Source organism: Massilia sp. DWR3-1-1 (assembly GCF_049898325.1).
Taxonomy (GTDB): domain Bacteria; phylum Pseudomonadota; class Gammaproteobacteria; order Burkholderiales; family Burkholderiaceae_D; genus JAFCUW01.
On record NZ_JAFCXL010000001.1, the window covers coordinates 68,304 to 90,541 of the forward strand.

A 22,238-nucleotide genomic window follows, 5' to 3' on the forward strand; every position below is an offset into this window, starting at 1 on the left:
GGGATGCGGTCCGTCAGGCGGTGACGCGAAAGCGCGAGACCGAGTTTTTCAGTTCCTGCGCCAGCATCGACAGCTGGCGAATCGATTGGGCGGTCTGCATGGTGCCGTCCTGGGTATGCTCCGTCACCGACAGGATGTGCTGGATGTTGTGGGCGACGCCGTTGGCGGAGGTCGCCTGCAGCCCGGTGGCGAAGGAAATCCCCTGGATCAGCTCGGCCAGGCGGTTCGACACGCCGGAGATGTCGTTGAGCGCGGCGCCGGCGGCGTCGGACAGGCGCGCCCCCTCGACCACGCCCTGGGTCGATTTTTCCATCGCCGCCACGGCGTCGTGGGTATCGGTCTGAATGGTGCGCACCAGCGCGCCGATCTGCTTGGCGGCTTCGGCCGAGCGTTCGGCCAGCCGCTGCACCTCTTCGGCCACCACCGAGAAGCCGCGCCCCGCTTCGCCGGCGGAGGCGGCCTGGATGGCGGCGTTGAGCGCGAGCACGTTGGTTTGCTCGGTGATGTCGGAAATGAGTTCGGTGATCTCGCCGATCTCCTGCGACGATTCGCCCAGCCGCTTGATGCGCTTGGAGGTTTCCTGGATCTGCTCGCGGATTTCGTGCATGCCCTTGATGGCGTTTTCCACCGCCGTCGAGCCCTGCTGGGCCGCCGCCACCGACTGGCGCGCCACTTCGGCCGACTCATTGGCCGACTTCGAGACATCGGTAATTTCGCTGGCCATTTTCAGCACCGTGGCCGAGGCGTCCTCGATCTCGCGCGACTGCTGCTGGGTCGCCGTCAACAGCGACGACGAGATGTTCTGGGCGTTGGTCGAGGCGGTCGTGACCTGCTCGGCCGTGTTGGTGACCCGTTCGACCAGCCCGCGCAACTCTTCCACCGTGTAGTTGACGGAGTCGGCGATGGCCCCGGTGATGTCTTCGGAAACCGTGGCGTGCACCGTCAGGTCGCCGTCGGCCACTTCCTGCAATTCGTTCATCAGGCGCAAAATCGCCGCCTGGTTCTGGTCGTTGGTGGCCTTGGCTTCTTCTTCCTTCGCTTGCGACAGCAGGCGCTGGGCTTCCGCTTCGGCGCGCCGGCTGTCGGCGCCACGGGTGCGGTTGCGCGAGTCCTGCAGCATGACCCGGCTGATCGAGCCGGCCACGGCCAGCGTGAAGATCGAGGCGGCCACCATCAGCCAGAACCAGGCGTCGGTCGAATCCTGGCTGCTGCGGTAATTCGCTTGCAGGGCCGACAGCTGGCGGCGGATTTCCTCGTTCTCGAAGAAGATCGATTGCTCGGCGCCCTTGGCGGCGGTGAAGCGGGGCAGGTTGTCGAGGATCGAGCCGACCAGTTTCTGGTAGACGTCGAATTTGGCCTTGATGGCCACCAGCTTGTTGCGCAGGTCGGCGTCGCGCACGGCCGCCAGTCCCAGCGTATCGCTGCCGTTGAGGAAACCGTCGAGGGTGGCGCGCACGGTGCCGGTGTCGCGGCCCAGCTGAAAGGCGGTGTCGGCGCGGATGCCGCCGGAGGTGAGAAATTCGCTGGCACTGCGCGAGAGGCGCTGGGTCAGCATCATCATGCGGCCGATCGCCGCCAGCTCGCGGGGGCTGCCGCCCTTGGCCATTTTCTGGGTCAGAAAGTCGTCCGACAGCGCCACCAGCTGGGGAGAGAGGGCATCGAGCTGCTTCAAGGTGTCCTTGAAGCCGGTCAGCTCGCTTTTCATTTTCAGGATGGTGCCGGCGGCGTTGTCGGAGGTGACCCACTTGGCGCGCGCCGTCGCCAGCGCGCCGGCCACGCCGGCCGATGGCGCCGGCACCCGGCGCCCGGCGAAGTCGCCGCCGCGCGCGAGCAGGTTCAGGTCGCGCGTGAGTTCGAGGCGGCTTTCGTCGAGCTGAACGAACGCTTCGGGATTGCCCTGGATGGCGTTCGGTGCCGCCTTGCCGACCCGCTGCGAGTGCATCAGGGCGTCACTGGCGATCTGCGTCTGCGCCGAGGCGATCACGTTCGCGGCCGAGTTCTGCCACAGCGCGACGATGGTGAGCAGGATGCCGACGGCGAAGGTAACGAGCAGGATGCGCAGTTGGCGCGCCAGCGACAGGTGGCCGATCAGCGGCAGTTGCAGTTCCTGGGCCTGTTCGGCTTCGGTGGCGGCCGGCTTACGGCGCAGCACGCCGCCGAGGCTGAGCGGCCGGGCCGCCTCCGGCGCCGGTTCGGCCTTCGGCGCCGGCGCGGACGTCGAAGTCCGGGTCGGCATCGGGGTCGCGGTCGGGGTCGGCCCGAACTGGGTATCGGGCGAAGTGAGCGCCACCTCGTGCTCGGGTTTGCCCTTCGGCGTCAATCCCATCGTCAGTTTCGTCGCCATTCCCATCGCAGCTCCCAGCCAGTAAAGTAAGACGTCACGCCGTCAATCAATGATGTAACCCGTTTTGCGCGGCGCTATCGCCCCACGTGCAGAAAACGCTCGTCGGCGACCACGATGGTCAGGTCGAGCGCGGTCCAGTCGTTGCCGTCGCCGTCGCGCAGCTGCGCGCCGTTCGGCTGCATTTTTTCGGCCTGGCGCAAGCCGTACACGCGCGCCACCAGCAAGGCGCAATTGAAGCCGATGGCGGCGCCGAAGGTGATCACGCGGGCGTCGCCGCCGATGGCGGTGTCGCCCTCGCCCAGGTAGCGCGCCAGGTCGACCACGCCGACCAGGTTGCCGCGGATATTGGCCAGGCCCAGGTACCAGTCATGCGTGAGCGGCACCGCCGTCAGCGGTGGCAGCGGCACGATTTCGCCGGCCTGGGTCAGGTCGAGCAGGTAGCGCGCCGCGCCGATCTGCACGCCCAGCTGGTTGACGCTGGCGCCGCTGTTGGCACGCGCCGCCTGCATCCGCTCGAGCAGCTGCTCCTGGTACTGGCGCAGGCGCGCGCGGCGGCCGGCGGCGTCCAGGCGCAACGGGGCCGCGGCACGCGCTGGCGTGACGGCATCGGGCCCGCTCATCTCAGAGCGCGCCCAGCGCGGCGATTTTCTCGAGCAGCGCCGCCGGGTCGACCGGCTTGACCAGGTAGCCGCGCGCGCCCTGGCGCAAGCCCCAGATGCGGTCGGTTTCCTGGTTCTTGCTGCTGCAGATGATGATGGGGACGTTGGCCAGTTCGGGATCGCGCGCGATCGAACGGGTCACCTGGAAGCCATTTGCCCCCGGCATGACCACATCCATCAGGATCAGCTCCGGCTTGTGCGCCTTGATCTGCGCCAGCGCCGCCTCGCCGTTTTCGGCCGTGGTGACGGAAAAGCCGTTCTTGACCAGGATATCGGTCAGGTAATAGCGCTCGGTGGGCGAATCGTCGACGATAAGGATGTTCTGGATGGCCACGGGTGCGCTCCTGCGTTGAATTGGGTTATGCCAGGCCGGCAGTGTGTTCGCGTACGGCCGCCAGCAGGCTGTCCTTGCTGAACGGTTTGGTGAGGTAAGCGGACGAGCCCACCATGGCGCCGCGCGCACGGTCGAACAGGCCGTCCTTGGACGAGAGCATCAACACCGGGGTGGCGTGAAAGCGCGCGCTTTTCTTGATCAACGCGCAAGTCTGATAACCATCGAGGCGCGGCATCAGGATGTCGCAAAATACCAACGCCGGGTGGTGATCATTGATCTTCGCAAGCGCGTCGAAACCATCTTCGGCCAATACCACCTGGTAGCCGGCCTGGTTCAGGAAAATCTCGGCGGAGCGGCGAATCGTGCTGCTGTCGTCGATCACCATGATCTTCAGGCCGGGGGATTGCTGGGGATGGGTCATAGTCTTCACTTCAGCATGAATCAGCACGATACCATAGGGCAAGATATCTGTGCATTAAATGTTGCAATGAGTCAACTCGTCAACTAGTCCTTCGAAGAGGTCAGGCAGGCATCATGTCGAAATCATCCTTGCGGGCGCCGCATTCGGGGCAGGTCCAGTTCATCGGTACGTCGGCCCAGCGGGTGCCGGGAGCGATGCCGTCGTCCGGGGCGCCGGCGGCCTCGTCGTACACCCAACCGCAAATCAGGCACATCCAGCTCTGAAAAGGTGCCGCATTGGCCTGCGTTGTTTCATTGCTACTCACGTTCGTGTTCCTTGTATCTAGTAAAATGATGGATCAAGTATCTTAATCCTTCCTTCGTGCAAATCCAAACAACTCCCCTGATATTAAGCTTCGGCGTGGCCGACCCGGTCGGCGCCACCGGCATCCAGGCCGATCTGGCCACCTTCGCCGCGTTCGGCTGCCACGGCCTGTCGGCGCTGACCGGAATGCTCATCGGCGACACCGCGCGGGTGGAAGACTGGGATGAAATCGATGCCGATTCGGTCGTCGACCAGGCCCGCGTGCTGCTCGAAGACATGACGGTGGCCGCCTTCAAGGTGGGCGCCCTGACCTCGATCGAGCAGGCCACGGCGATCGCCGAAGTCATTTCCGACTATCCCGAGGTGCCGCTGATCCTCGACCCCTACCTGTCGTCGATGCCCGATTCGGGCCTGCTCGACGACGACATGCTGGCGGCGATCCGCCAGATCCTCGCGCCGCAGGCGACGCTGATGCTGCTGTCCCAGGTCGAACTGGCGCGCATGGCCGAAACCTGGCGCGACGGCGGCAGCGGCGACATGCTCGCGCTCGACGTGGCCGAGCTGACCGGGATGGGTTGTGCCTACGTGCTGGTGACCGGCACCGGCACCGTCGGCAAGGGCGACGGCGCCACCATCGCCAACACCCTGTTCGACGCCGACGGCGTCGCCGAGACGTTTCATTTCCCGCACCTGCCCGGTACCTTCATCGGCGCCGGCAGCACCCTGTCGGCGGCGATTGCCGCCTTGCTGGCGCAGGGTCTGACGCCGCTCGAGGCGGTACGCGCGGCCCAGCAATTTACCCACGGCGCCCTCGCCCACGCCCAGCGCTTCGGCATGGGCAAGCTGGTGCCGAACAAACTGTTTCGCGCCGCGCCGTTCACGCCCTGATGGTGCGCCCGATGCGCGCCGCTCCCCTACCCTTTCGACTGCCCGCCATGACTGAATCAACTTCCCAGAACGACATCCTGTTTGCCCGCGCCCAGGAAACCACCCCCGGTGGCGTTAATTCGCCCGTGCGCGCCTTCCGCTCGGTGGGCGGCACGCCCCGCTTCATCACGCGCGCCGAAGGCCCCTACTTCTGGGACGCCGACGGCAAGCGCTACATCGACTACATCGGCTCGTGGGGCCCGGCCATCGTCGGCCACGCCCACCCGCAAGTGGTCAAGGCGGTGCAGGAGGCGGCCGCGCGCGGCCTGTCGTTCGGCGCACCCACGCTGGGCGAAGTGGAAATGGCCGAGGAAGTGTGCAAGCTGGTGCCGTCGATCGAGCAGCTGCGGCTGGTCTCGTCGGGCACCGAGGCGACCATGAGCGCGCTGCGCCTGGCGCGCGGCGCCACCGGGCGCGACAAGATCATCAAGTTCGAAGGCTGCTACCACGGCCACGCCGACTCGCTGCTGGTCAAGGCCGGCAGCGGCCTGCTCACCTTCGGCAATCCCACCTCGGCGGGCGTGCCGGAAGACTTCGTCAAGCACACCCTGGTACTCGACTACAACAACGTCGCCCAGCTGGAAGAGGCGTTCGCGTCGATGGGCGAGACCATCGCCTGCGTCATCGTCGAGCCGGTAGCCGGCAACATGAACCTGATACGCGCCAGTGCCCCCTTCCTGCAGGCGATGCGCGATCTGTGCACGCGCCACGGCGCCATCCTCATTTTCGATGAAGTCATGTGCGGCTTCCGCGTTGCCCTGGGCGGCGCCCAGGCGCTGTACGGCATCACCCCCGACATCACGGCGCTGGGCAAGGTCATCGGCGGCGGCCTGCCGGTGGCGGCGTTCGGCGGCAGCGCCAAGCTGATGGAAAACATGGCGCCGCTGGGCGCGGTCTACCAGGCCGGCACCCTGTCGGGCAACCCGGTCGCGGTGGCGGCCGGCATGACCACCCTGAAGCTGATCCAGCAAGACGGCTTCTACGAGCACCTGACGGCCCAGACCCGCAAGCTCGTCGACGGCCTGATGGATGCGGCGCGCGAGTCCGGCGTCACCTTCTGCGCCGATGCGGTGGGCGGCATGTTCGGCATGTATTTCTCGGCCGAGGTGCCCACTTCGTACGCCCAGATGATGGCCGGCGACAAGGCGCAATTTAATGCCTTTTTCCATGGCATGCTGGAAGAAGGCGTGTATTTCGCCCCGGCCGCCTTCGAAGCGGGCTTTGTCTCGGCGCAGCACGACGACGCCGTGATCGCCGAAACGGTGGCGGCGGCGCGGCGCGTGTTTGCCCGCCTGCTGGCCACCCGTCGCGCCAGCGACCATGGCCAGGGCGAACGCGCCGACTTCTGAAGCGAGCCTTAAGGCCCCGTAAAAAGCCCCCCCGGGCGCCACCGCTGACGGTGGCGCCATGTTAGAGTGCGACCGCAATGAAACCACCGATACCCACCCTGAAAACACCGGCGCGCTAGCTCCCCTCGCGGGAGGCCGCGCCGCATGCGCGCGAGCCTCCTATGCACTTGATCCGCCGTCTCACCGACAACGCCACCCTCAAAGCCCTCGGCCCCGGCCTCATCACGGGCGCCGCCGACGACGACCCGTCCGGCATCGCCACCTATTCGCAGGCGGGCGCCCAGTTCGGCTTCAACACCCTGTGGACGCTGGTGCTGACGTACCCGTTCATGGTCGGCATCCAGCTGGTATCGGCGCGCATCGGCCGCGTCACCGGCCATGGCCTGGCCACCAATATCCGCCGCGCCTATTCGCCGTGGCTGCTGTACTCGATCGTGCTGCTGCTGCTGGTGGCCAACGTCATCAATATCGCCGCCGACATCGCCGCCATGGGCGAAGCGGCGCGCCTGGTCACCGGCGTCGGCTCGGCGCACCTGTACTCGCTGGGATTCGGGCTGCTGTGCCTGGGCTTGCAGGTGTGGCTGCCGTACGCCACCTACGTGCGCTACCTGAAGTGGCTCACGCTGGGTTTATTGGCCTATGTGGGCACGGTGTTCGCCGTCAAGCTGCCGTGGCTGGAAGTGCTGCGCAAGACGGTGTGGCCGGACTTTACGTTCACCCGGGAGTCGGTGGCGCTGATCGTGGCCATCTTCGGCACCACCATCAGCCCCTACCTGTTTTTCTGGCAAGCCTCGCAGGAAGTCGAGGAAATCCGCGCCGACGGCTCCACCAAGGCGCTGCGCAAACAGCCCGAGCACGCCACCGGGCAGCTGCGCCGGATCAAGGTCGACACCTTCGTCGGCATGGGCTTTTCCAACCTGGTCGCCTATTTTATTATTCTCACCACCGCCGTCACGCTGGGCGCGCACGGCGTGACCACCATCGAGACGTCGGCGCAGGCGGCCGAAGCGCTGCGCCCGGTGGCGGGCGAATTCGCCTTCTTCCTGTTCGCGCTGGGGATCATCGGCACCGGCATGCTGGCCGTGCCCGTGCTGGCCGGGTCGGCCGCCTACGCCGTCACCGAGAGTTTCAGGTGGACCAACGGGCTCGACCTGAAGGTGCTCGAGGCGCAGGAGTTTTACGGGATCATCGCGCTGGCCACCATCGGCGGCATGCTGCTCAATTTCGCCCCGATCGACCCCATCAAGGCGCTGATGCTGTCGGCCCAGATCAACGGCGTCATCGCCGTGCCCATCATGGCGGTGATGATGCTGCTGGCGCACAACAAAAAACTGATGGGACAATTTACCCTGAGCCGCCGCCACACCATCATCGGCTGGCTGGGCGTGGGCGTGATGCTCGTCGCCGTGGTGGCCATGTTCGCCACCATGTAACGATGTTCAAGCCGGGCGCGTGCCCGGTTGCCGACCATTTGCCTAGCCAAGGACCAGGTAGCGCTGCAAGCCGCTACCCGCCGCCCGCCCCCGAGGCGACCGCCGCACGGCATCGGGTTTGCGTCCCCTGTAAAAAGCCTTGGCTCCGCCAAGGCGTTTACCTGACCAGGCCAAACAAAAGTAGGTTTCCACTTTTGTTTGATCTAATTCAACCACCCCCGGTGCCGGAAATACAGGAACGGCGCGATCGCACTGGTGAGCATCAGCCCCAGCGCGAACGGATAGCCCAGCTGCCAGTCCAGCTCGGGCAGCCATTTGAAATTCATGCCGTAGATGCTGGCGATCAGGGTCGGCGGCAGGAAGGCTACCGAGGCCACCGAGAAGATCTTGATGATCTTGTTCTGGTTGATGTTAATGAAACCGACGGTGGCGTCCATCAGGAAGTTGATTTTATCGAACAGGAACGAGGTGTGGCCGTCGAGCGATTCAATGTCGCGCAAGATCTGGCGCGCTTCCTCGAACTGATCGGCGTTGAGCAAGCGGCCCCGCATCAGGAAGCTGACGGCGCGGCGGGTGTCCATCATGTTGCGACGGATGCGGCCGTTCAAATCTTCCTCGTGGGCGATGGCGTTCAGCGTGGCCGCCGCGTCGGTGTCGGTGAACTCTTCCTGCAGCACACGGCTCGAGACTTCTTCCAGGTTCTGGTAGATGCCCTCGAGGGCGTCGGCCGAATACTCGGCGTCGGTGGCGTACAGGTCGAGCAGCACGTCCATGTAGTCTTCGATCGAGCCGGGGCGCGAGCGGGCGCGCATGCGCACCAGCCGGAACACGGGCAAGTCGTCCGTGTGCACGGAGAACAGCATCTTGCGAGCCAGGATGAACGCCACCGTCACCACGCGCGAGGGGCCATCGTCTTCTTCGAGCAGGAAGTCGGTGCGCAGGTGCAGGTCGCCGTTTTCCGCTTCGTAGTAGCGCGCCGACGCCTCGATGTCCTTGACTTCGTCTTCGCCCGGCAGGATCACGCCATAGATCGCCTTGACCCAGGCCCGCTCATCGTCGGTCGGGTCGGTCAGGTCGACCCACACAGGCTCGACGAGTTCAAGATCCTCGCGGCTGTCGATGGGGACCTGGTTCAGGCGGCCATTTTGTAGGACGAATACGTTGATCATGCGTGATTTACCCGGCTTGACGTCAAAAATTAGCGCAAGTGTAACCGCAAGCAGCCAGGCCCGTCACCCTCGCCGCGTGGCGAATCAGGGTAACTCGGCCGAATTCATGCGGTTGAGGATGACGCCGGTGCGGCGCGCCAGGTAATTGGTGCTGCGATGGGCGTCGTAATAGCGGGGATTGGGCAGCATCACCGCCAGCCGCGCCGCCTGCGCCGCGTTCAGGCTGGACGCGGGCGCGCGAAAATAATGGCGCGCCGCGGCCTCGGCGCCGAACACGCCGCGGCCGAATTCGACCACGTTGAGGTAGATTTCCAGGATGCGCGCCTTGTCGAGCACCAGTTCGAGCATGTAGGCGATCACCATCTCCTGCGCCTTGCGCAGGTAGCTGCGCGAACCGGACAAAAACAGGTTCTTGGCCAGCTGTTGGGTAATGGTCGAGCCGCCGCCCACCACCTTGTGACGGGTGCTGTTGCGGTCGTAAGCCTTTTGCAGCGCTTCCCAGTCGACCCCGTCGTGCTCGGCGAAATTGGCGTCTTCCGAGGCGATCACGGCCCGCTTGAGGTTGGCCGAGATGGCCCCGTACGGCACCCACTGGTGTTCCAGGGCGGCCTTCGGGTTGGTCTCGCGCATGCTCGACAGCTGGGCGCTCATGAAACTGGTCATGGTGGGGTTAAAGCGCGCCCACCAGCAGATCTGCAAAAAGAAATACAGCTGCAGCAGCAGCACCGCCAGCAGCGGCCCCAGCACGATCCACTTGAGCCAGCCGCGTCCGCCCGCCCGCTTGCCGTGGCGCGCCTTCATGCGCCCGCGCGCAGTTGCGCCAGCACGGCGGCGGTGGCCGGGCGCACGCCGCGCCAGACATGGAACGCCTCGGCGGCCTGCTCGACGAGCATGCCCAGGCCATCGCGCGCGCTGGCGCCGTGGCCAGTGGCGAACGCCATGAAAGGGGTGGGCGCGGCCCCATACATCATGTCCAGCGCCAGCGTGCCGGCGCCGAACACGGCCGCCGGCAGCGGCGGCAGCGCCCCCGTCAGGCTGGCCGAGGTGGCGTTGATGACGATGTCGAACGGGCCGTCGAGCGCCTCGAACTGGCGCACGGCGATGGGGAAATCGAACTGCGCCGCCACCGCGTGCGCGCTGGCGGCGGTGCGGTTGACCAGGGTGAGCGCGGCCGGGCCCTGCTCGAGCAGGGGCAGGATCGCCCCGCGCGCGGCGCCGCCGGCGCCGACGAGCAGCACGCGCTTGCCGGCGATGGTCACGCCGGCATTGCCGACGATGTCGGCCACCAGGCCGGCGCCGTCGGTGTTGTCGCCGGCGATGGCGGCGCCATCAAAACTGAGGGTATTGACGGCGCCGGCCGCCTGCGCCCGCGCCGTCAGGCGCGTACACAGGTCGAACGCCGCGATCTTGAAGGGGACGGTGACGTTGGCGCCCTTGCAGCCGGCGGCGGCCAGCGCGGCCACGGTGCCGGCAAAGCCGTCCAGCGGCGCCAGGCAAGTGGCGTATTCGAGCTCGATGCCCAGTTGCCGCGCGAACGCGGCGTGGATGGCGGGCGACTTGCTGTGGCCAACCGGATTGCCGATGACGCGATAAAAATCGTGCATCAATTGCCCTTCAAGTTCGTCTCGAGCCGCTCTTCGCGGGTAAATTTGAAACGGGTGATGATCACCCACAGATCGTCCTTGTCGCTCGAGAGCATATTCGGCGGAAATTTGCCGAACGGGGCGGCGCGGCGCACGATGGCCATGGCGGCCGCGTCGAGCGCCGGGTTGCCCGAGCTTTTCTCGATGCGCACGCCGCCATCCTTGAGATAGATGCTGCCGTCCTGGAAAATCGGGATGTACAGCACCAGTTCGCCATACAGTTTGCGGCCGTCTTTCTGCGGGAAGTTCAGCGTGCCGATTTCCTCGACCCGCTTTTGCATGGTCTTGTAGTACATCGCGTAGCCCACTTCCTGGGTGCTGGGCGTGATGTAGGTCTTGCGGGGCCGCTTGTTCTGGTCCTCGATCGTGGTCGACAGCTCGGCCGTGGCGCGCGCGATCGCCTTCGACGATTCGAGCAGGTCCTGGCCCGTGCGGGCGGGATCGGGCTTGTCTTTTTCCGTCAGCGGCGGCGCCGTGTAGGCCGACGCGCGCGCCTTGGTCAGCAGGTTTTGCTGCACCGCTTCGAGTTCGGCGATGCGGCGCTGGGCCGCCTTGACGCTGTCGCCGTTTTCGCTCTTGCGCATGTCCGGCAAGGGCGACTTCGAGCGCCCCGCCTCGGCCTGGCCGCCCCCGTCGAGATTGGCCTGCGCCAGCGCGTCGGCCTTGAGGGGCTTGCGATCGTGCTTGGCGTTGACGAGGATCACCTCCAGCCCGGGATCGGCCGGCTGCAATTTAAAGGCGTCGGGGGCGACAAAGCGCACCGTCAGCAGGGCCGCATGCAATACCACCGACACGGCGAGGGCGATCTGCATGGAGCGGTTGTGGAAATGAGACGTCACGCGACACCGGTTGAAACTATTGAACTACGGAACGTTAATTCTACCGCGTTTGGGCGGGCGCGCCGAGGCCTTTGCGAGCACGGCGCGCCCTGCGCTCAGTTCGCCAAGGGCGCCCCTGCGTCGGCCGGCGGCGTGCCTGGCAGCGCAGCGCCGCCCTCGACCAGCTCGACGCCTTCGGCTTCGGCGGCAATGGCGGCGCTGCTGTCGTCGTCCTCGTCGTCGGTCGCTGGCGCGGCCGCGGCGGCACCGTCGACGCCGTGCACCTCGAGCAGCCGCGCTTCGATCGACAGGTCCACTTCATCCCAGCGCAGGATGTCGAGGGTGACGGCGGCGCCGCGCGCCACTGGCGGCATGCCCGGCAGACGGATCACCAGCGGGATGTCGGCCAGGCGCAGCAGCTCGTCCTTGAGCACCACGGCGTCGACCTGGCGGGCGTTTTCCTGGCCCAGCCAGCGCAGGCACCAGTAGCGTTCCATGTTCTGCTGGTGCTCGTTGTAGGCGGCGTAGGCGGCGTCGAAGGCCGAAACGATGGCGAACAGGCCGGCGTCGCGCTGCTTGAACGGCGCCACCAGCGGCGCGGTGACGCCGTTGCTGGCGCAAGCGAGGATCTGCCACTGGTTGACCAGGTCGGTGTAGCGGCGCAGCGGCGAGGTGCTCCACGCATACTGGTCCACGCCCAGGCCCTGGTGCGGCGCCGCGTGCGTGACCATGCGCACCTGCAGCTTGGCGCCCCAGCCGGGACCGCCCGCCCCTTGCGAGCGGTAGATGCCGGGCACGCCGCAGTCGTGCATCAACTTGCCCCAGGTGCTGTTGGCAAAGATCATCAGCTCGGCGACGATCTTGTCGAGCGGCGCCCCGCGCTTGCGCTTGACGACGGAGACGACGTCGTCGTCGACATAAAAATTGTAATCGACCCGGTTGTTCTGCTCGGGGCGCAAGCCAAACGCTTCGCGCTTGACCATGCGCGCCGCCTCGAGCTTGCCGGCCCACTGCCACAGTTGCAGCAGTTCGGCCTTGTGCGGGTAGTCGCCTTCGCCGCTGGCGAGGGTCGCTTCGTTGACCACGGCGTCAAGGTCGTTGTGGCGCAGGTTGGCGGCGATCGGCACCATTTCGGCGCGCGTTTCCGTGGCCAGCACGGACCAGTCGGCCGGGTCGATGGTGGCGTACAGCGACAGCGCCGGGCAGGCGCGCCCTTCGGCCAGGGTGAAGGCCTCGACGATATCGTCGGGCAACATGGTGATTTTATCGCCCGGCATGTACACGGTCGACATGCGCGCGCGCGCCATCTTGTCGATGGCGTCGTCGGGCCGGATGCCCAGGCCCGGCGCGGCGATGTGGATGCCCACCTTGACCTTGCCGTCGGCCAGCATGGTGACGGAGAAGGCGTCGTCGATCTCGGTGGTGGTGACGTCATCGATGGAGAAGGCGGCGACGTCGGCCAGCGGCAGGCCGCCCGGCGTGGCGGGGGCGGCGATGGGCGCAAAACCGGCGCCGCGGGGGAAATTCTCGAACAGGAAGCGCGCCATGTGCAGCGCTTTCGGCGAGGCGATGCCGCCGGTGGCGAGCATCAGGCGGGGGGCAGTGGTGTGCAGTTCGTCGCAGGCCGTCTCGAGCGCCTTGTATTCGATGCTGTTCTTGTCGGGCTTGAACAGCAGTTGCAGCACCAGGGGCTCGAGCGGGGCCGGCAGGGTGCCTGCCTTGAGTTGCTCGACATAGCCGGCCTGGATGATGGCCTGCTGTTTTTTCTTTTCGATGCCCGCCTGCGCCGCGCGCAGCGACTGCTCCGGCGCCGCCTTGTACCGGCCGCGGCCCTTTTTATAGAAATAGATGGGGGCGTTGTGCAGGGCCAGGATCAGGCCCGCCGACTCGGCCGGCAGGGCGGCGTGGCCGACGTAATCGGCGGCCAGGTCGGCGAAGCCGAATTCTTCCTGGCCCGCCACTTCCCACAAAAACTCCAGGTCGACGTCGGCGGCGATTGCCTTGGCGGCGTCGAGCAGTTCGGCCGGCGCTGGCTTTTCATAGTGCAGCAGGACGTCCTTGACCTTGACCTTGGTGCGTTTACCGGACGGCATTTCAACCTGGTAGGCCTCGCCGGCCTGGGACAGCACGCTGCCGACTTTGAAATCACCGGATTCTTCAAAAAATAAATTCATGGTTCACTTCACGTTCGTATCAAGGGGAGCAGGCAGCAGTGTCAGGACCGGCGGCAAGAATACCTCGGTCACCAGCAGGCTGCCTTGATGGCGGCGGTACAGGCAGCGCCGCGCGTAATAAACAGGGGGGCACAGCGACATGGGCGGGCACGGCAACAGCGGCAGGCGGTCGCCCAGCGCGGCGCTGGCGCGCCGGGCCAGCGGATGGCCGGCGCGCAAGCGGGCAAATTCGAGCGGGCCGCGGCGCACCAGCGGATCGTAAAACAGGGTCGAGCCCAGCGAGCGCTCGCCGAGGCCGCCGAACAGGGGCCAGTCGGTGGCCGAATCGGACAGCGGCACCACGGTGTGGGCAAACACCACCGCCACCCCGTCGCAGCGCAGCAGCACTTCGCGCTCGAGCACCTGGACCGGGCGCGCCAGGCCGATGGCGCCAGTCTCGTCGGGCAGGCACAAGGCGCTGCCCTGGCGCAGGCGCTGCACGCGAAAGGCCGCGCTGTGGGCGATCAGGCGCGCCGTCAGCGAGCCGTCCGCGCCCAGCCACGCCGCCAGCGGCGCCGGCGCGTTGACGGCGCCCAGGTGGCCATGCCAGCGCACCTGGCGCAGCGAACGCGCGCGCGCCCCGCTCACCGGCCCGCTTTCGGCATGCAGAAATCGAGCACGGCGTCGACGTAGTCGGCAAATTCGCCGATGGCGTGGTCGCTGCCGTCGATCAGGTGCTGGCGCGCGCCCGCATAGTGGGCCAGCATGTCGCGGTAGTCGAGCACTTCGTCGCCGCTGGCGGCGAGCAGGAAATAGCGCTGCGGCTCGCTGATGGCGGGCACGGCGAGCTGGCGCAGCTCGTCGAGATACTCGGGCTTGAATTCGAACGGCTCGGCCGAATGCCAGGCGGTGGTAATGCTGGTCTGATCGCGCAGATTTTTCAGGGGATCGACGGCCGGGTTGAGCAGCACGGCGCGGCAGCCCAGCCGCTCGGCCAGCCAGGTGGCGTAGTAGCCCCCCAGCGAAGAGCCGACGATGGCCAGTTGCTCGGCCGGCACGCCGTCGACCAGCGCCAGCGCCAGCGCGATGGCCGCCTTGGGCGAGGCGGGCAGCTGCGGACAGATCAGCTCATCGGATCGGCCCAGCGCGGCCATGCGCGCGGCCACCACCCGCGCTTTACAGGACGCGGGAGACGAGCGAAACCCGTGCAGGTACAGGATCATGGCGCCGCGGCTGCCGACGACGTGCGCGCGGCCAGCGCCTCGAGCAGCTTCTGGTGCACGCCGCCGAAGCCGCCGTTACTCATCACCAGCACATGGTCGCCCGGCTGCGCCGCCTGGACGATGGCGCTGACAAGGAAATCGATCTGATCGAAACTGTGGGCGATCGCGCCCAGCGGCTTGAAGGCGTCGGCCAGGCTCCAGCCCAGCGCCTGCTGGCTGCCGAAACCAAACACCAGGTCGGCGTCTTTCAGGCTGCCCGGCAGCGCGTCCTTCATGGCGCCCAGCTTCATGGTGTTCGAACGCGGTTCGAGCACCGCCAGGATGCGCCCGCTGGCGCCGATCTTCTGGCGCAGCCCGCCCACAGTGGTGGCAATGGCGGTGGGGTGGTGGGCGAAATCGTCGTAGACGGTGACGCCGTCGACCACGCCGCGCACTTCCATGCGCCGCTTGACGGACGCGAAGCGCGCCAGCGAAGCGGCCGCCTGCGCCACCGGCACCCCCACGTGGCGGGCGGCGGCCAGCGCGGCGAGCGCGTTGGCGCGGTTGTGGCGGCCAGTGAGCCCCCAGGTGACGGTGCCGACGACGGCGCGGTTGAACACCACGTCGAAGCTGCCGTCCTGGTGCTCGACCATGCTCCAGTTGACCTGCGCGCCGGCGCCGAAGCTTTCGTGCTCGCTCCAGCAGCCCCGCTTGATGACGCGCGCCAGCGACGCTTCGTCGCCGTTGACGATCAGGCGGCCGACCCCGGGCACGGTGCGCACCAGGTGGTGAAACTGGGTTTCGATGGCGCCGATGTCGGGAAAAATGTCGGCGTGGTCGTATTCGAGGTTGTTCAGCACTGCCGTCTTGGCGTGGTAATGGACAAATTTGCTGCGTTTGTCGAAAAACGCCGTGTCGTATTCATCGGCCTCGATGACGAAAAAATCCGATTCCGTCTGGCCCGACAGGCGCGCCGACACGCCGAAATTGACCGGCACGCCGCCGATCAGGAAGCCGGGCGCATAGCCGGCGTCTTCCAGGATCCAGGCCAGCATGGCCGAGGTGGTGGTCTTGCCGTGCGTGCCGGCGACGGCCAGCACCCATTTATGCCGCAGAATGTGTTCGCCCATCCATTGCGGGCCCGACATGTAAGGCAGGCTGCGGTTGAGGATTTCCTCGACCAGCGGATTGCCGCGCGCGACCACGTTGCCGATCACATACAGGTCGGGCTCGAGGGCAATCTGCTCGGGGCCGAAGCCTTGAATCAGCTCGATGCCCTGGGCTTCGAGCTGGGTGCTCATGGGCGGGTAGACGTTGGCATCGCAGCCGGTGACGCGGTGGCCCGCTTCCTTGGCGAGGACGGCCAGGCCGCCCATGAAGGTGCCGCAAATGCCGAGGATGTGAATATGCATGGTCTTGGTCGTCGTGAAAGGCGCGCGCGGGGCGCGTCGCAAATAAGAAGGGCGAAACCGCGATTTTACCTGACCCGCTGCGCTTTTCCGTTCCAGAGTATCATCGTGCCATGACGCCGACTCCGCACTCCGACCAGGCCCAGGCCCAGGCGCATGGCAACGCCCAGTTGCGCGGCGAGATCGCCGTGCGCGCGGCCCGCCTCATTGCCGAGGACGGCGCCGACTACGACCTGGCCAAGCGCAAGGCGGCGCGCCAGTTGCTGGGCGAGGCCGTGGCCCTGCCCAACCTGCTGCCCGACAATATCGAAATCGAGGGCGAGGTGCGCAAGTACCAGGCCCTGTTTCTGGCCGACAGCCAGCCGGCCCGCCTGCTGCAGCTGCGCCAGCTGGCCGTGCAGCTCATGCAACAGCTGCAGCCGTTCCGGCCCTACCTGACGGGTGCGGTCCTGCATGGCACCGCCGGCGAGCACGACGATATTCATTTGCAGTTGTTTGCCGACAGCGCCAAGGAGGTCATCCTGTTTCTGCTCGACCGCGACGTGCCGCTCGAGATCGGCGAGGCGCCCCATTTCAAGGGCGGCCGGCACGCGCCCGTGGAGACCGTCAGCTTTCACTGGCGCAAGCAGCAAGTCCACGCGCAGTTGTACGAAATGAACGATATCAAGGGCGCCCTCAAACCACGCGCCGACGGCAGTCCCCACCGCGCCCCGCTCGAGGCCGTGCGTGCCCTCATCGACGGGGCCGACGGCGCCGCCCTTCCACCTGCCATTGACTGACATTTAAATAATGAATAAAACCAACAAGATCGTGTTTGCGCTGGTCGCCGTCATCGCCATCGGCGCGGGCGCCACGCTGAGCAAGAAACATGCAGTGCCCCCGGCCGCCGTCGTGCCCGCCCCGGCCGGCCCCGTCGCCGCTTTGTATGCGCAGTCGATGAACGACGCCAGCGGCGCCCCGCAAGCGCTGGCGCAATGGAAAGGCAAGGCGGTGCTGGTCAATTTCTGGGCGCCCTGGTGCGGACCGTGCGTGCAAGAAATGCCGGAACTGGTCGAACTGGCCCGGGAACTGGGCCCCAAACAGATCGGCGTGGTCGGCATCGGCATCGACTCGCCCACCAACATCGCCCAGTTCACCGACAAATACAAGATTTCCTACCCCATCTATGTGGCCGGCATGAGCGGCACCGAGCTCTCGCGCCAGTTCGGCAATACCAATGGCGGCTTGCCGTTTACCGTGCTGATCGGCGCCGATGGCACGGTGCGCAAGACTTACCTGGGCCGTCTGAAATTTGCCGAATTGCGCGCCGATCTGGCGGCGCTGTAGGCCCGCGAACGGTCGTTCTATTCTAGCGCGGGCCGGTTTTACTGCTTGCCAATCGCCGATGTAGTCGGCAAAATGCCAGACTTTCGCGCAGGATTATCCAATACGCGTCCCCACCAGTGATGTCAAGCCCATGGTTAACAAGCTACTGCTGCTGAACGGCCCCAACCTCAATTTATTGGGAACCCGCGAGCCGGCCGTGTACGGTGGCACCACCCTGGCCGATCTGGAAGCGGCGGCGGTGGCGCAAGCGGGGGCGGCGGGCGCCAGTTTGGCCTGTTTTCAAAGTAACCACGAAGGCGCATTGATCGATCGCATCCATGCGGCCCGCGGCGAAGGGGTCGATGCCATTGTCATCAATCCGGGCGGGCTCACGCACACCAGCGTCGCCTTGCGCGACGCCCTTGCCGCAGTTGAGATACCGTTCGTGGAAGTCCACATTTCAAACGTCCATCAACGTGAAGCATTCCGCCACCATTCCTTCCTTTCCGCCATCGCGCTGGGCACGATTTGCGGGCTGGGAACGGACGGCTACCGGTATGCCATCGACTTCGCGCTCAAAAAGCGTTAATCTTCGTCAACTTCACGTATTGTCGTGGCGCGCCTTATCCGGGCACGCCATTTGCCTTTAAAAACCACAATAATTCCAAGGGGTTTCACATGGATTTACGAAAGCTCAAGACCTTGATCGACCTGGTCGCTGAATCTGACATCGCCGAACTCGAAGTCACCGAAGGCGAGAGCAAGGTCCGCATCGTCAAATCGTCGGCCATGCCACAAGGCCAGATGATGATGATGCCGCAACAAGGCATGCACCAGCAGTATGCGGCAGCGCCGGCAGCCCCTGCCGCCGCGCCCGTCGAGATTCCCGCCGAGCCCACCGGCCACGTCATCAAGTCGCCCATGGTCGGCACCTTCTACCGTTCCTCGTCGCCCGGTTCGCCGGCCTTCGTCGAAGTGGGCAGCGCCATCAAGGAAGGCGATACCCTGTGCATCATCGAAGCGATGAAACTGCTCAATGAAATCGATGCGGAAATCTCCGGCGTCGTCAGCAAGATCCTGGTTGAAAACGGCCAGCCGGTCGAATTCGGTCAACCGTTGTTCGTGATCGGCTAATCCCGCCAGCGCAGCGCGGCAGTCGCCCCTGGTGCATCACGCCGGCGGCGACGATTCCTGACTCATCATGCTGTTTCCCGGCTCGCGCCGGGCTTCATAGAAACACCGAACCTACCATGTTTGAAAAAATTCTCATCGCCAACCGGGGTGAAATCGCCTTGCGCATCCAGCGCGCCTGCCGCGAAATGGGCATCAAGACCGTGGTCGTCCACTCCGAAGCGGACAAGGACGCCAAGTACGTCAAGCTGGCCGACGAGTCGGTCTGCATCGGCCCCGCCTCCTCCTCGCTCAGCTATCTGAACATGCCGGCCATCATCAGCGCGGCCGAAGTGACGGACGCCGAAGCGATTCACCCGGGCTACGGCTTCCTGTCGGAAAACGCCGACTTCGCCGAGCGCGTCGAGAAATCCGGCTTCGTCTTCATCGGCCCCCGTTCCGACTCGATCCGCCTGATGGGCGACAAGGTCTCGGCCAAGCAGGCGATGATCCGCGCCGGCGTGCCCTGCGTGCCCGGCTCGGAAGGGGCGCTGTCGGACGACCCGAAGGAAATCGTGCAAACGGCCCGCAAGGTCGGCTACCCCGTCATCATCAAGGCGGCCGGCGGCGGTGGTGGCCGCGGCATGCGCGTGGTGCACACGGAAGCGGCGCTGATCAACGCGGTGGCGATGACCAAGACGGAAGCGGGCACGGCGTTCGGCAATCCTGAAGTGTATATGGAGAAGTACCTGGAAAATCCCCGCCACGTGGAAATCCAGATCCTCGCCGACGAACACAAGAACGCCGTCTGGCTGGGCGAACGCGACTGCTCGATGCAGCGCCGCCACCAGAAGGTGATCGAGGAAGCGCCGGCGCCCGGCATTCCCCGCAAATTGATTGAAAAAATCGGCGACCGTTGCGCCGAAGCGTGCCGCAAGATCGGCTACCGTGGCGCCGGCACGTTCGAATTCCTGTACGAAAACGGCGAGTTCTATTTCATTGAAATGAACACCCGCGTCCAGGTCGAGCATCCGGTGACGGAAATGATTACCGGGATCGACATCGTGCAGGAACAGATCCGCATTGCCTGCGGCGAAAAGCTGCGCTTCCGCCAGCGCGACATCATGTTGTCGGGCCACGCCGTCGAGTGCCGCATCAACGCCGAAGACCCGTTCAAGTTCACCCCGTCGCCGGGCCGCATCACCAGCTGGCACACGCCGGGCGGTCCCGGCATCCGGGTCGACTCGCACGCGTACGCCGGCTACTACGTGCCGCCCCATTACGATTCGATGATCGGCAAGGTCATCGCCTACGGCGCCACGCGCGACCAGGCGATCCGCCGCATGCAGATCGCGCTGTCGGAAATGGTCGTTGAGGGTATCCTGACGAATATTCCCCTGCACCGCGAATTGATGATCGATGCCCGCTTTATCGAAGGCGGCACCAACATCCATTACCTCGAGCAGAAACTGGCCAACAAGCCCGACCTGAAGGTCGCGCTGGGCGGCACGGCCGATACCAAGGCATCGTCATGAGCTGGACCGAAGTCGTCATCGAAATCGCCCGCGATCACGCCGAGGCCCTGTCGGACGCGCTGATGGAAGCGGGCGCGCTGTCGGTGTCGGTGGAAGACGCCGACGAAGGCACCGAGCAGGAAAAGCCCCTGTTCGGCGAACCCGGCATGGAACCGGAAGAAGCGGCCTGGGATCACAGCCGGGTGGTGGCCCTGACCGACGTCGACGCCGACCAGGGCGCCATCGTCGCTGCCGCGGCGGCGGCCATCGGCATCGCCACGCCAGCGTTTGCCACCCGCTTCGTCGCCGACGAAGACTGGGTGCGCCTGACCCAGTCGCAGTTCGCGCCGATCCACATCGGCACCAATATCTGGGTGGTGCCAAGCTGGCACGAAGCGCCCGATCCGCACGCCCTGATTCTTGAACTCGATCCGGGCCTGGCCTTCGGCACTGGCAGCCATCCCACCACCCGCCTGTGCATGGAGTGGCTCGAAGCCCATCCGGCACCCGGCAAGACGGTGCTCGATTACGGCTGCGGCTCCGGCATTCTGGCCATGGTGGCCAAGAAAATGGGCGCCGGCGCCGTCATCGGCGTCGACATCGACCCGCAGGCGATCGAATCGGCCAAGGCCAACGCCGAGCGCAATGGCTGTGCCATCGACTACTACCTGCCCGACGATTTCGCCGTCCATACCGCGGCCGGCGCCACGTTCGACTGCGTGGTGGCGAACATCCTGTCGAGCCCCCTGAAACTGATGGCGCCGATGCTGTCGGGCCGGGTCGCCGCCGGCGGCACCCTGACCCTGTCGGGCGTGCTGGCACGCCAGGCCGAGGAAGTGGCGGCCGCCTATGCGCCCTTCATCAAGCTGGGCGTGTGGGCCGAGCAGGACGGCTGGGTGGCCCTGCACGGCGTGCTGGGACTGGCCGACATACCGCCACCGCGCGCACCTTAAGGCGCGATCGGCATGGCCCTCGCCACGATCTGCCCCCACTGCAGCACCACGTTCCGGGTCGCCTCGGACCAGTTGAAGCTACGCGGGGGCATCGTGCGCTGCGGCGCCTGCAATGAAGTATTCGACGGCAGCGCGGCGCTGGTCGACCTGGACGCGGCGCCGCAGGGCGCCCTGCCAGCGGCCGACGCCGAAGCCGACGTCGGCGCCCTGCCCGTCCTGCACAGCGTCGTCAGCACCCCGCCGGCGCCCACCGCGCCCGCCGAGGCGGCCACCTACATCATCGACTTCGACACCACGCTGGCGCCGGCCGCGCCCGCTCCGGCGCCCCCTGCCGCTGCGACCGAACCACTGATCGAAGAATACCTGGTGGCCTTGCCGCCGCCGGACGACGACGGCCTCGACGCCATCGCCACCACCCCCACCATCACGGGCGCCGAAGCCGGGCCTGCGCCAGCGCCAGCGCCGGCCCGGCCCCGGTCCGCCGCGCTCGACTCGCTCGCGCCCTTGCTCATGCGCGCCTCGGCAGGGGCCGAGGACCGCCCTGGACCGGCCACCCTGGTGCAGCCGGGCCTGGCCAGGCGCGACGGCGCGGCCCGCAAGAAGACGCCCGAACTCAAACCGCCACCACCGTCCCCGGCCGCCGTTGTCGACGACGAACCGGAGTTCGTGCGCAGCGGCCGCCGGCGCGAAGAAACCGGCGCCACCCGCCGGCGCCTGATGGCCGCCGGCGTGGCGCTGCTGGTGGCACTGCTGCTGCTGCAAGGCGTCTGGAGTTTTCGCAATGTCCTGGCGGCGCGCTACCCGGCGGCCCGGCCGCTGCTGGGCGCCGTGTGCACGCTGCTGGGCTGCAAAGTGACGCTGCCGGCGCAGATCGATGCCCTCAGCGTGGAAACGGGAGAGCTGCAGTCGCTCGAGGCCACGGCCGATGGCGGCACCTTCTCGTTTACCACCCTGCTGCGCAACCAGGGCGACCTGGTGCAGGCCTGGCCCCACCTGGAACTGGCGCTCACCGATGCCAGCGACAAAACGCTGGTGCGCCGCGTGTTCGCCCCGGCCGACTATCTGCCCGCCGGCAGCGTGGCCGGCAAGGGTTTCGCCGCGCGCACGGAACAGCCCGTTAAACTGTATTTTCAACTCAATCACATCAAGGCGTCGGGATACCACCTCGCCATTTTCTACCCTTAAGCGGACG

Annotated in this window: 23 protein-coding genes; 10 read left to right on the forward strand and 13 right to left on the reverse strand. The window is 66.2% G+C overall.

What is annotated here, in order from left to right; genetic code table 11:
• Positions 1–13: 13 nt before the first annotated feature.
• The 5 genes from ACP7EY_RS00305 to ACP7EY_RS00325 all read right to left on the reverse strand — a co-directional run bounded on the left by ACP7EY_RS00305 (position 14) and on the right by ACP7EY_RS00325 (position 4,011).
• Entirely contained in the window at positions 14–2,350 is a 2,337-nt protein-coding gene (locus ACP7EY_RS00305) for a methyl-accepting chemotaxis protein (RefSeq protein ID WP_426189280.1), read from the reverse strand.
• A gap of 68 nt (positions 2,351–2,418) precedes the next feature.
• Positions 2,419–2,964: a chemotaxis protein CheW gene (locus ACP7EY_RS00310; protein ID WP_426189282.1), complete on the reverse strand. Its 546-nt coding sequence runs from the start codon at positions 2,962–2,964 to the stop codon at positions 2,419–2,421.
• 1 nt (position 2,965) lies between these two features.
• On the reverse strand, positions 2,966–3,337 hold the full coding sequence (locus ACP7EY_RS00315; RefSeq protein ID WP_426189284.1) for a response regulator transcription factor: 372 nt from the start codon (positions 3,335–3,337) through the stop codon (positions 2,966–2,968).
• A 25-nt stretch (positions 3,338–3,362) separates the two neighbouring features.
• Positions 3,363–3,758, reverse strand: coding sequence for a response regulator (locus tag ACP7EY_RS00320; RefSeq protein ID WP_426189286.1), 396 nt, complete (start codon positions 3,756–3,758; stop codon positions 3,363–3,365).
• Positions 3,759–3,858: 100 nt separating this feature from the next.
• Positions 3,859–4,011 (reverse strand): rubredoxin, encoded by a 153-nt coding sequence (locus ACP7EY_RS00325; RefSeq protein WP_426190018.1) that lies wholly within the window; start codon positions 4,009–4,011, stop codon positions 3,859–3,861.
• Positions 4,012–4,118: 107 nt separating this feature from the next.
• On the opposite strand from ACP7EY_RS00325, the gene thiD reads away from it, so the two are divergent.
• The 3 genes from thiD (at position 4,119) to ACP7EY_RS00340 (ending at position 7,770) form a co-directional block, all read left to right on the forward strand.
• Complete coding sequence (gene thiD / locus ACP7EY_RS00330) at positions 4,119–4,949, forward strand: bifunctional hydroxymethylpyrimidine kinase/phosphomethylpyrimidine kinase (RefSeq protein WP_426189288.1); 831 nt, start codon at positions 4,119–4,121, stop codon at positions 4,947–4,949.
• Between the two features lie 47 nt (positions 4,950–4,996).
• A complete protein-coding gene (gene hemL / locus ACP7EY_RS00335) occupies positions 4,997–6,337 on the forward strand; it encodes a glutamate-1-semialdehyde 2,1-aminomutase (RefSeq protein ID WP_426189290.1) in 1,341 nt (446 codons plus the stop codon).
• A gap of 161 nt (positions 6,338–6,498) precedes the next feature.
• Positions 6,499–7,770, forward strand: a complete 1,272-nt coding sequence (locus ACP7EY_RS00340; protein WP_426189292.1) for an NRAMP family divalent metal transporter — start codon at positions 6,499–6,501, stop codon at positions 7,768–7,770.
• A gap of 203 nt (positions 7,771–7,973) precedes the next feature.
• Here ACP7EY_RS00340 and corA read toward each other — a convergent pair whose 3' ends face one another.
• The 8 genes from corA to mpl form a co-directional block, all read right to left on the reverse strand.
• On the reverse strand, positions 7,974–8,939 hold the full coding sequence (gene corA, locus ACP7EY_RS00345; RefSeq protein WP_426189294.1) for a magnesium/cobalt transporter CorA: 966 nt from the start codon (positions 8,937–8,939) through the stop codon (positions 7,974–7,976).
• A gap of 84 nt (positions 8,940–9,023) precedes the next feature.
• Positions 9,024–9,740, reverse strand: coding sequence for a monofunctional biosynthetic peptidoglycan transglycosylase (gene mtgA / locus ACP7EY_RS00350; protein ID WP_426189296.1), 717 nt, complete (start codon positions 9,738–9,740; stop codon positions 9,024–9,026).
• Positions 9,737–10,543 carry a shikimate dehydrogenase gene (aroE, locus tag ACP7EY_RS00355; protein ID WP_426189298.1) on the reverse strand — a complete coding sequence of 269 codons (807 nt, stop codon included), beginning with the start codon at positions 10,541–10,543 and terminating at the stop codon, positions 9,737–9,739. The genes mtgA and aroE overlap by 4 nt, the downstream gene beginning before the upstream one ends.
• A complete protein-coding gene (locus ACP7EY_RS00360) occupies positions 10,543–11,394 on the reverse strand; it encodes a TonB family protein (RefSeq protein ID WP_426189300.1) in 852 nt (283 codons plus the stop codon). Before ACP7EY_RS00360 ends, aroE begins: the two co-directional genes overlap by 1 nt.
• 122 nt (positions 11,395–11,516) lie before the next feature.
• Complete coding sequence (locus ACP7EY_RS00365) at positions 11,517–13,574, reverse strand: ribonuclease catalytic domain-containing protein (RefSeq protein ID WP_426189302.1); 2,058 nt, start codon at positions 13,572–13,574, stop codon at positions 11,517–11,519.
• 3 nt (positions 13,575–13,577) lie between these two features.
• Entirely contained in the window at positions 13,578–14,201 is a 624-nt protein-coding gene (locus ACP7EY_RS00370; protein ID WP_426189304.1) for a chorismate--pyruvate lyase family protein, read from the reverse strand.
• On the reverse strand, positions 14,198–14,776 hold the full coding sequence (locus ACP7EY_RS00375; protein WP_426189306.1) for a YqiA/YcfP family alpha/beta fold hydrolase: 579 nt from the start codon (positions 14,774–14,776) through the stop codon (positions 14,198–14,200). Before ACP7EY_RS00375 ends, ACP7EY_RS00370 begins: the two co-directional genes overlap by 4 nt.
• Entirely contained in the window at positions 14,773–16,167 is a 1,395-nt protein-coding gene (mpl, locus tag ACP7EY_RS00380) for a UDP-N-acetylmuramate:L-alanyl-gamma-D-glutamyl-meso-diaminopimelate ligase (protein WP_426189308.1), read from the reverse strand. Before mpl ends, ACP7EY_RS00375 begins: the two co-directional genes overlap by 4 nt.
• 110 nt (positions 16,168–16,277) lie before the next feature.
• Here mpl and ACP7EY_RS00385 point away from each other — a divergent pair, with 110 nt between their 5' ends.
• The 7 genes from ACP7EY_RS00385 (at position 16,278) to ACP7EY_RS00415 (ending at position 22,231) form a co-directional block, all read left to right on the forward strand.
• On the forward strand, positions 16,278–16,943 hold the full coding sequence (locus tag ACP7EY_RS00385) for a hypothetical protein (RefSeq protein WP_426189309.1): 666 nt from the start codon (positions 16,278–16,280) through the stop codon (positions 16,941–16,943).
• 10 nt (positions 16,944–16,953) lie between these two features.
• The gene (locus ACP7EY_RS00390) at positions 16,954–17,490 is read left to right on the forward strand and encodes a TlpA family protein disulfide reductase (protein ID WP_426189311.1); all 537 of its coding nucleotides are present in this window, start codon (positions 16,954–16,956) and stop codon (positions 17,488–17,490) included.
• Positions 17,491–17,620: 130 nt separating this feature from the next.
• Complete coding sequence (gene aroQ, locus ACP7EY_RS00395; RefSeq protein ID WP_426189313.1) at positions 17,621–18,058, forward strand: type II 3-dehydroquinate dehydratase; 438 nt, start codon at positions 17,621–17,623, stop codon at positions 18,056–18,058.
• An 89-nt stretch (positions 18,059–18,147) separates the two neighbouring features.
• A complete protein-coding gene (gene accB / locus ACP7EY_RS00400; RefSeq protein ID WP_426189315.1) occupies positions 18,148–18,603 on the forward strand; it encodes an acetyl-CoA carboxylase biotin carboxyl carrier protein in 456 nt (151 codons plus the stop codon).
• 116 nt (positions 18,604–18,719) lie between these two features.
• Positions 18,720–20,114 carry an acetyl-CoA carboxylase biotin carboxylase subunit gene (gene accC / locus ACP7EY_RS00405; protein WP_426189317.1) on the forward strand — a complete coding sequence of 465 codons (1,395 nt, stop codon included), beginning with the start codon at positions 18,720–18,722 and terminating at the stop codon, positions 20,112–20,114.
• Positions 20,111–21,046 (forward strand): 50S ribosomal protein L11 methyltransferase, encoded by a 936-nt coding sequence (prmA, locus tag ACP7EY_RS00410; protein ID WP_426189318.1) that lies wholly within the window; start codon positions 20,111–20,113, stop codon positions 21,044–21,046. Before accC ends, prmA begins: the two co-directional genes overlap by 4 nt.
• A gap of 12 nt (positions 21,047–21,058) precedes the next feature.
• The gene (locus tag ACP7EY_RS00415) at positions 21,059–22,231 is read left to right on the forward strand and encodes a DUF3426 domain-containing protein (RefSeq protein WP_426189320.1); all 1,173 of its coding nucleotides are present in this window, start codon (positions 21,059–21,061) and stop codon (positions 22,229–22,231) included.
• The last annotated feature ends 7 nt before the right edge of the window (positions 22,232–22,238 follow it).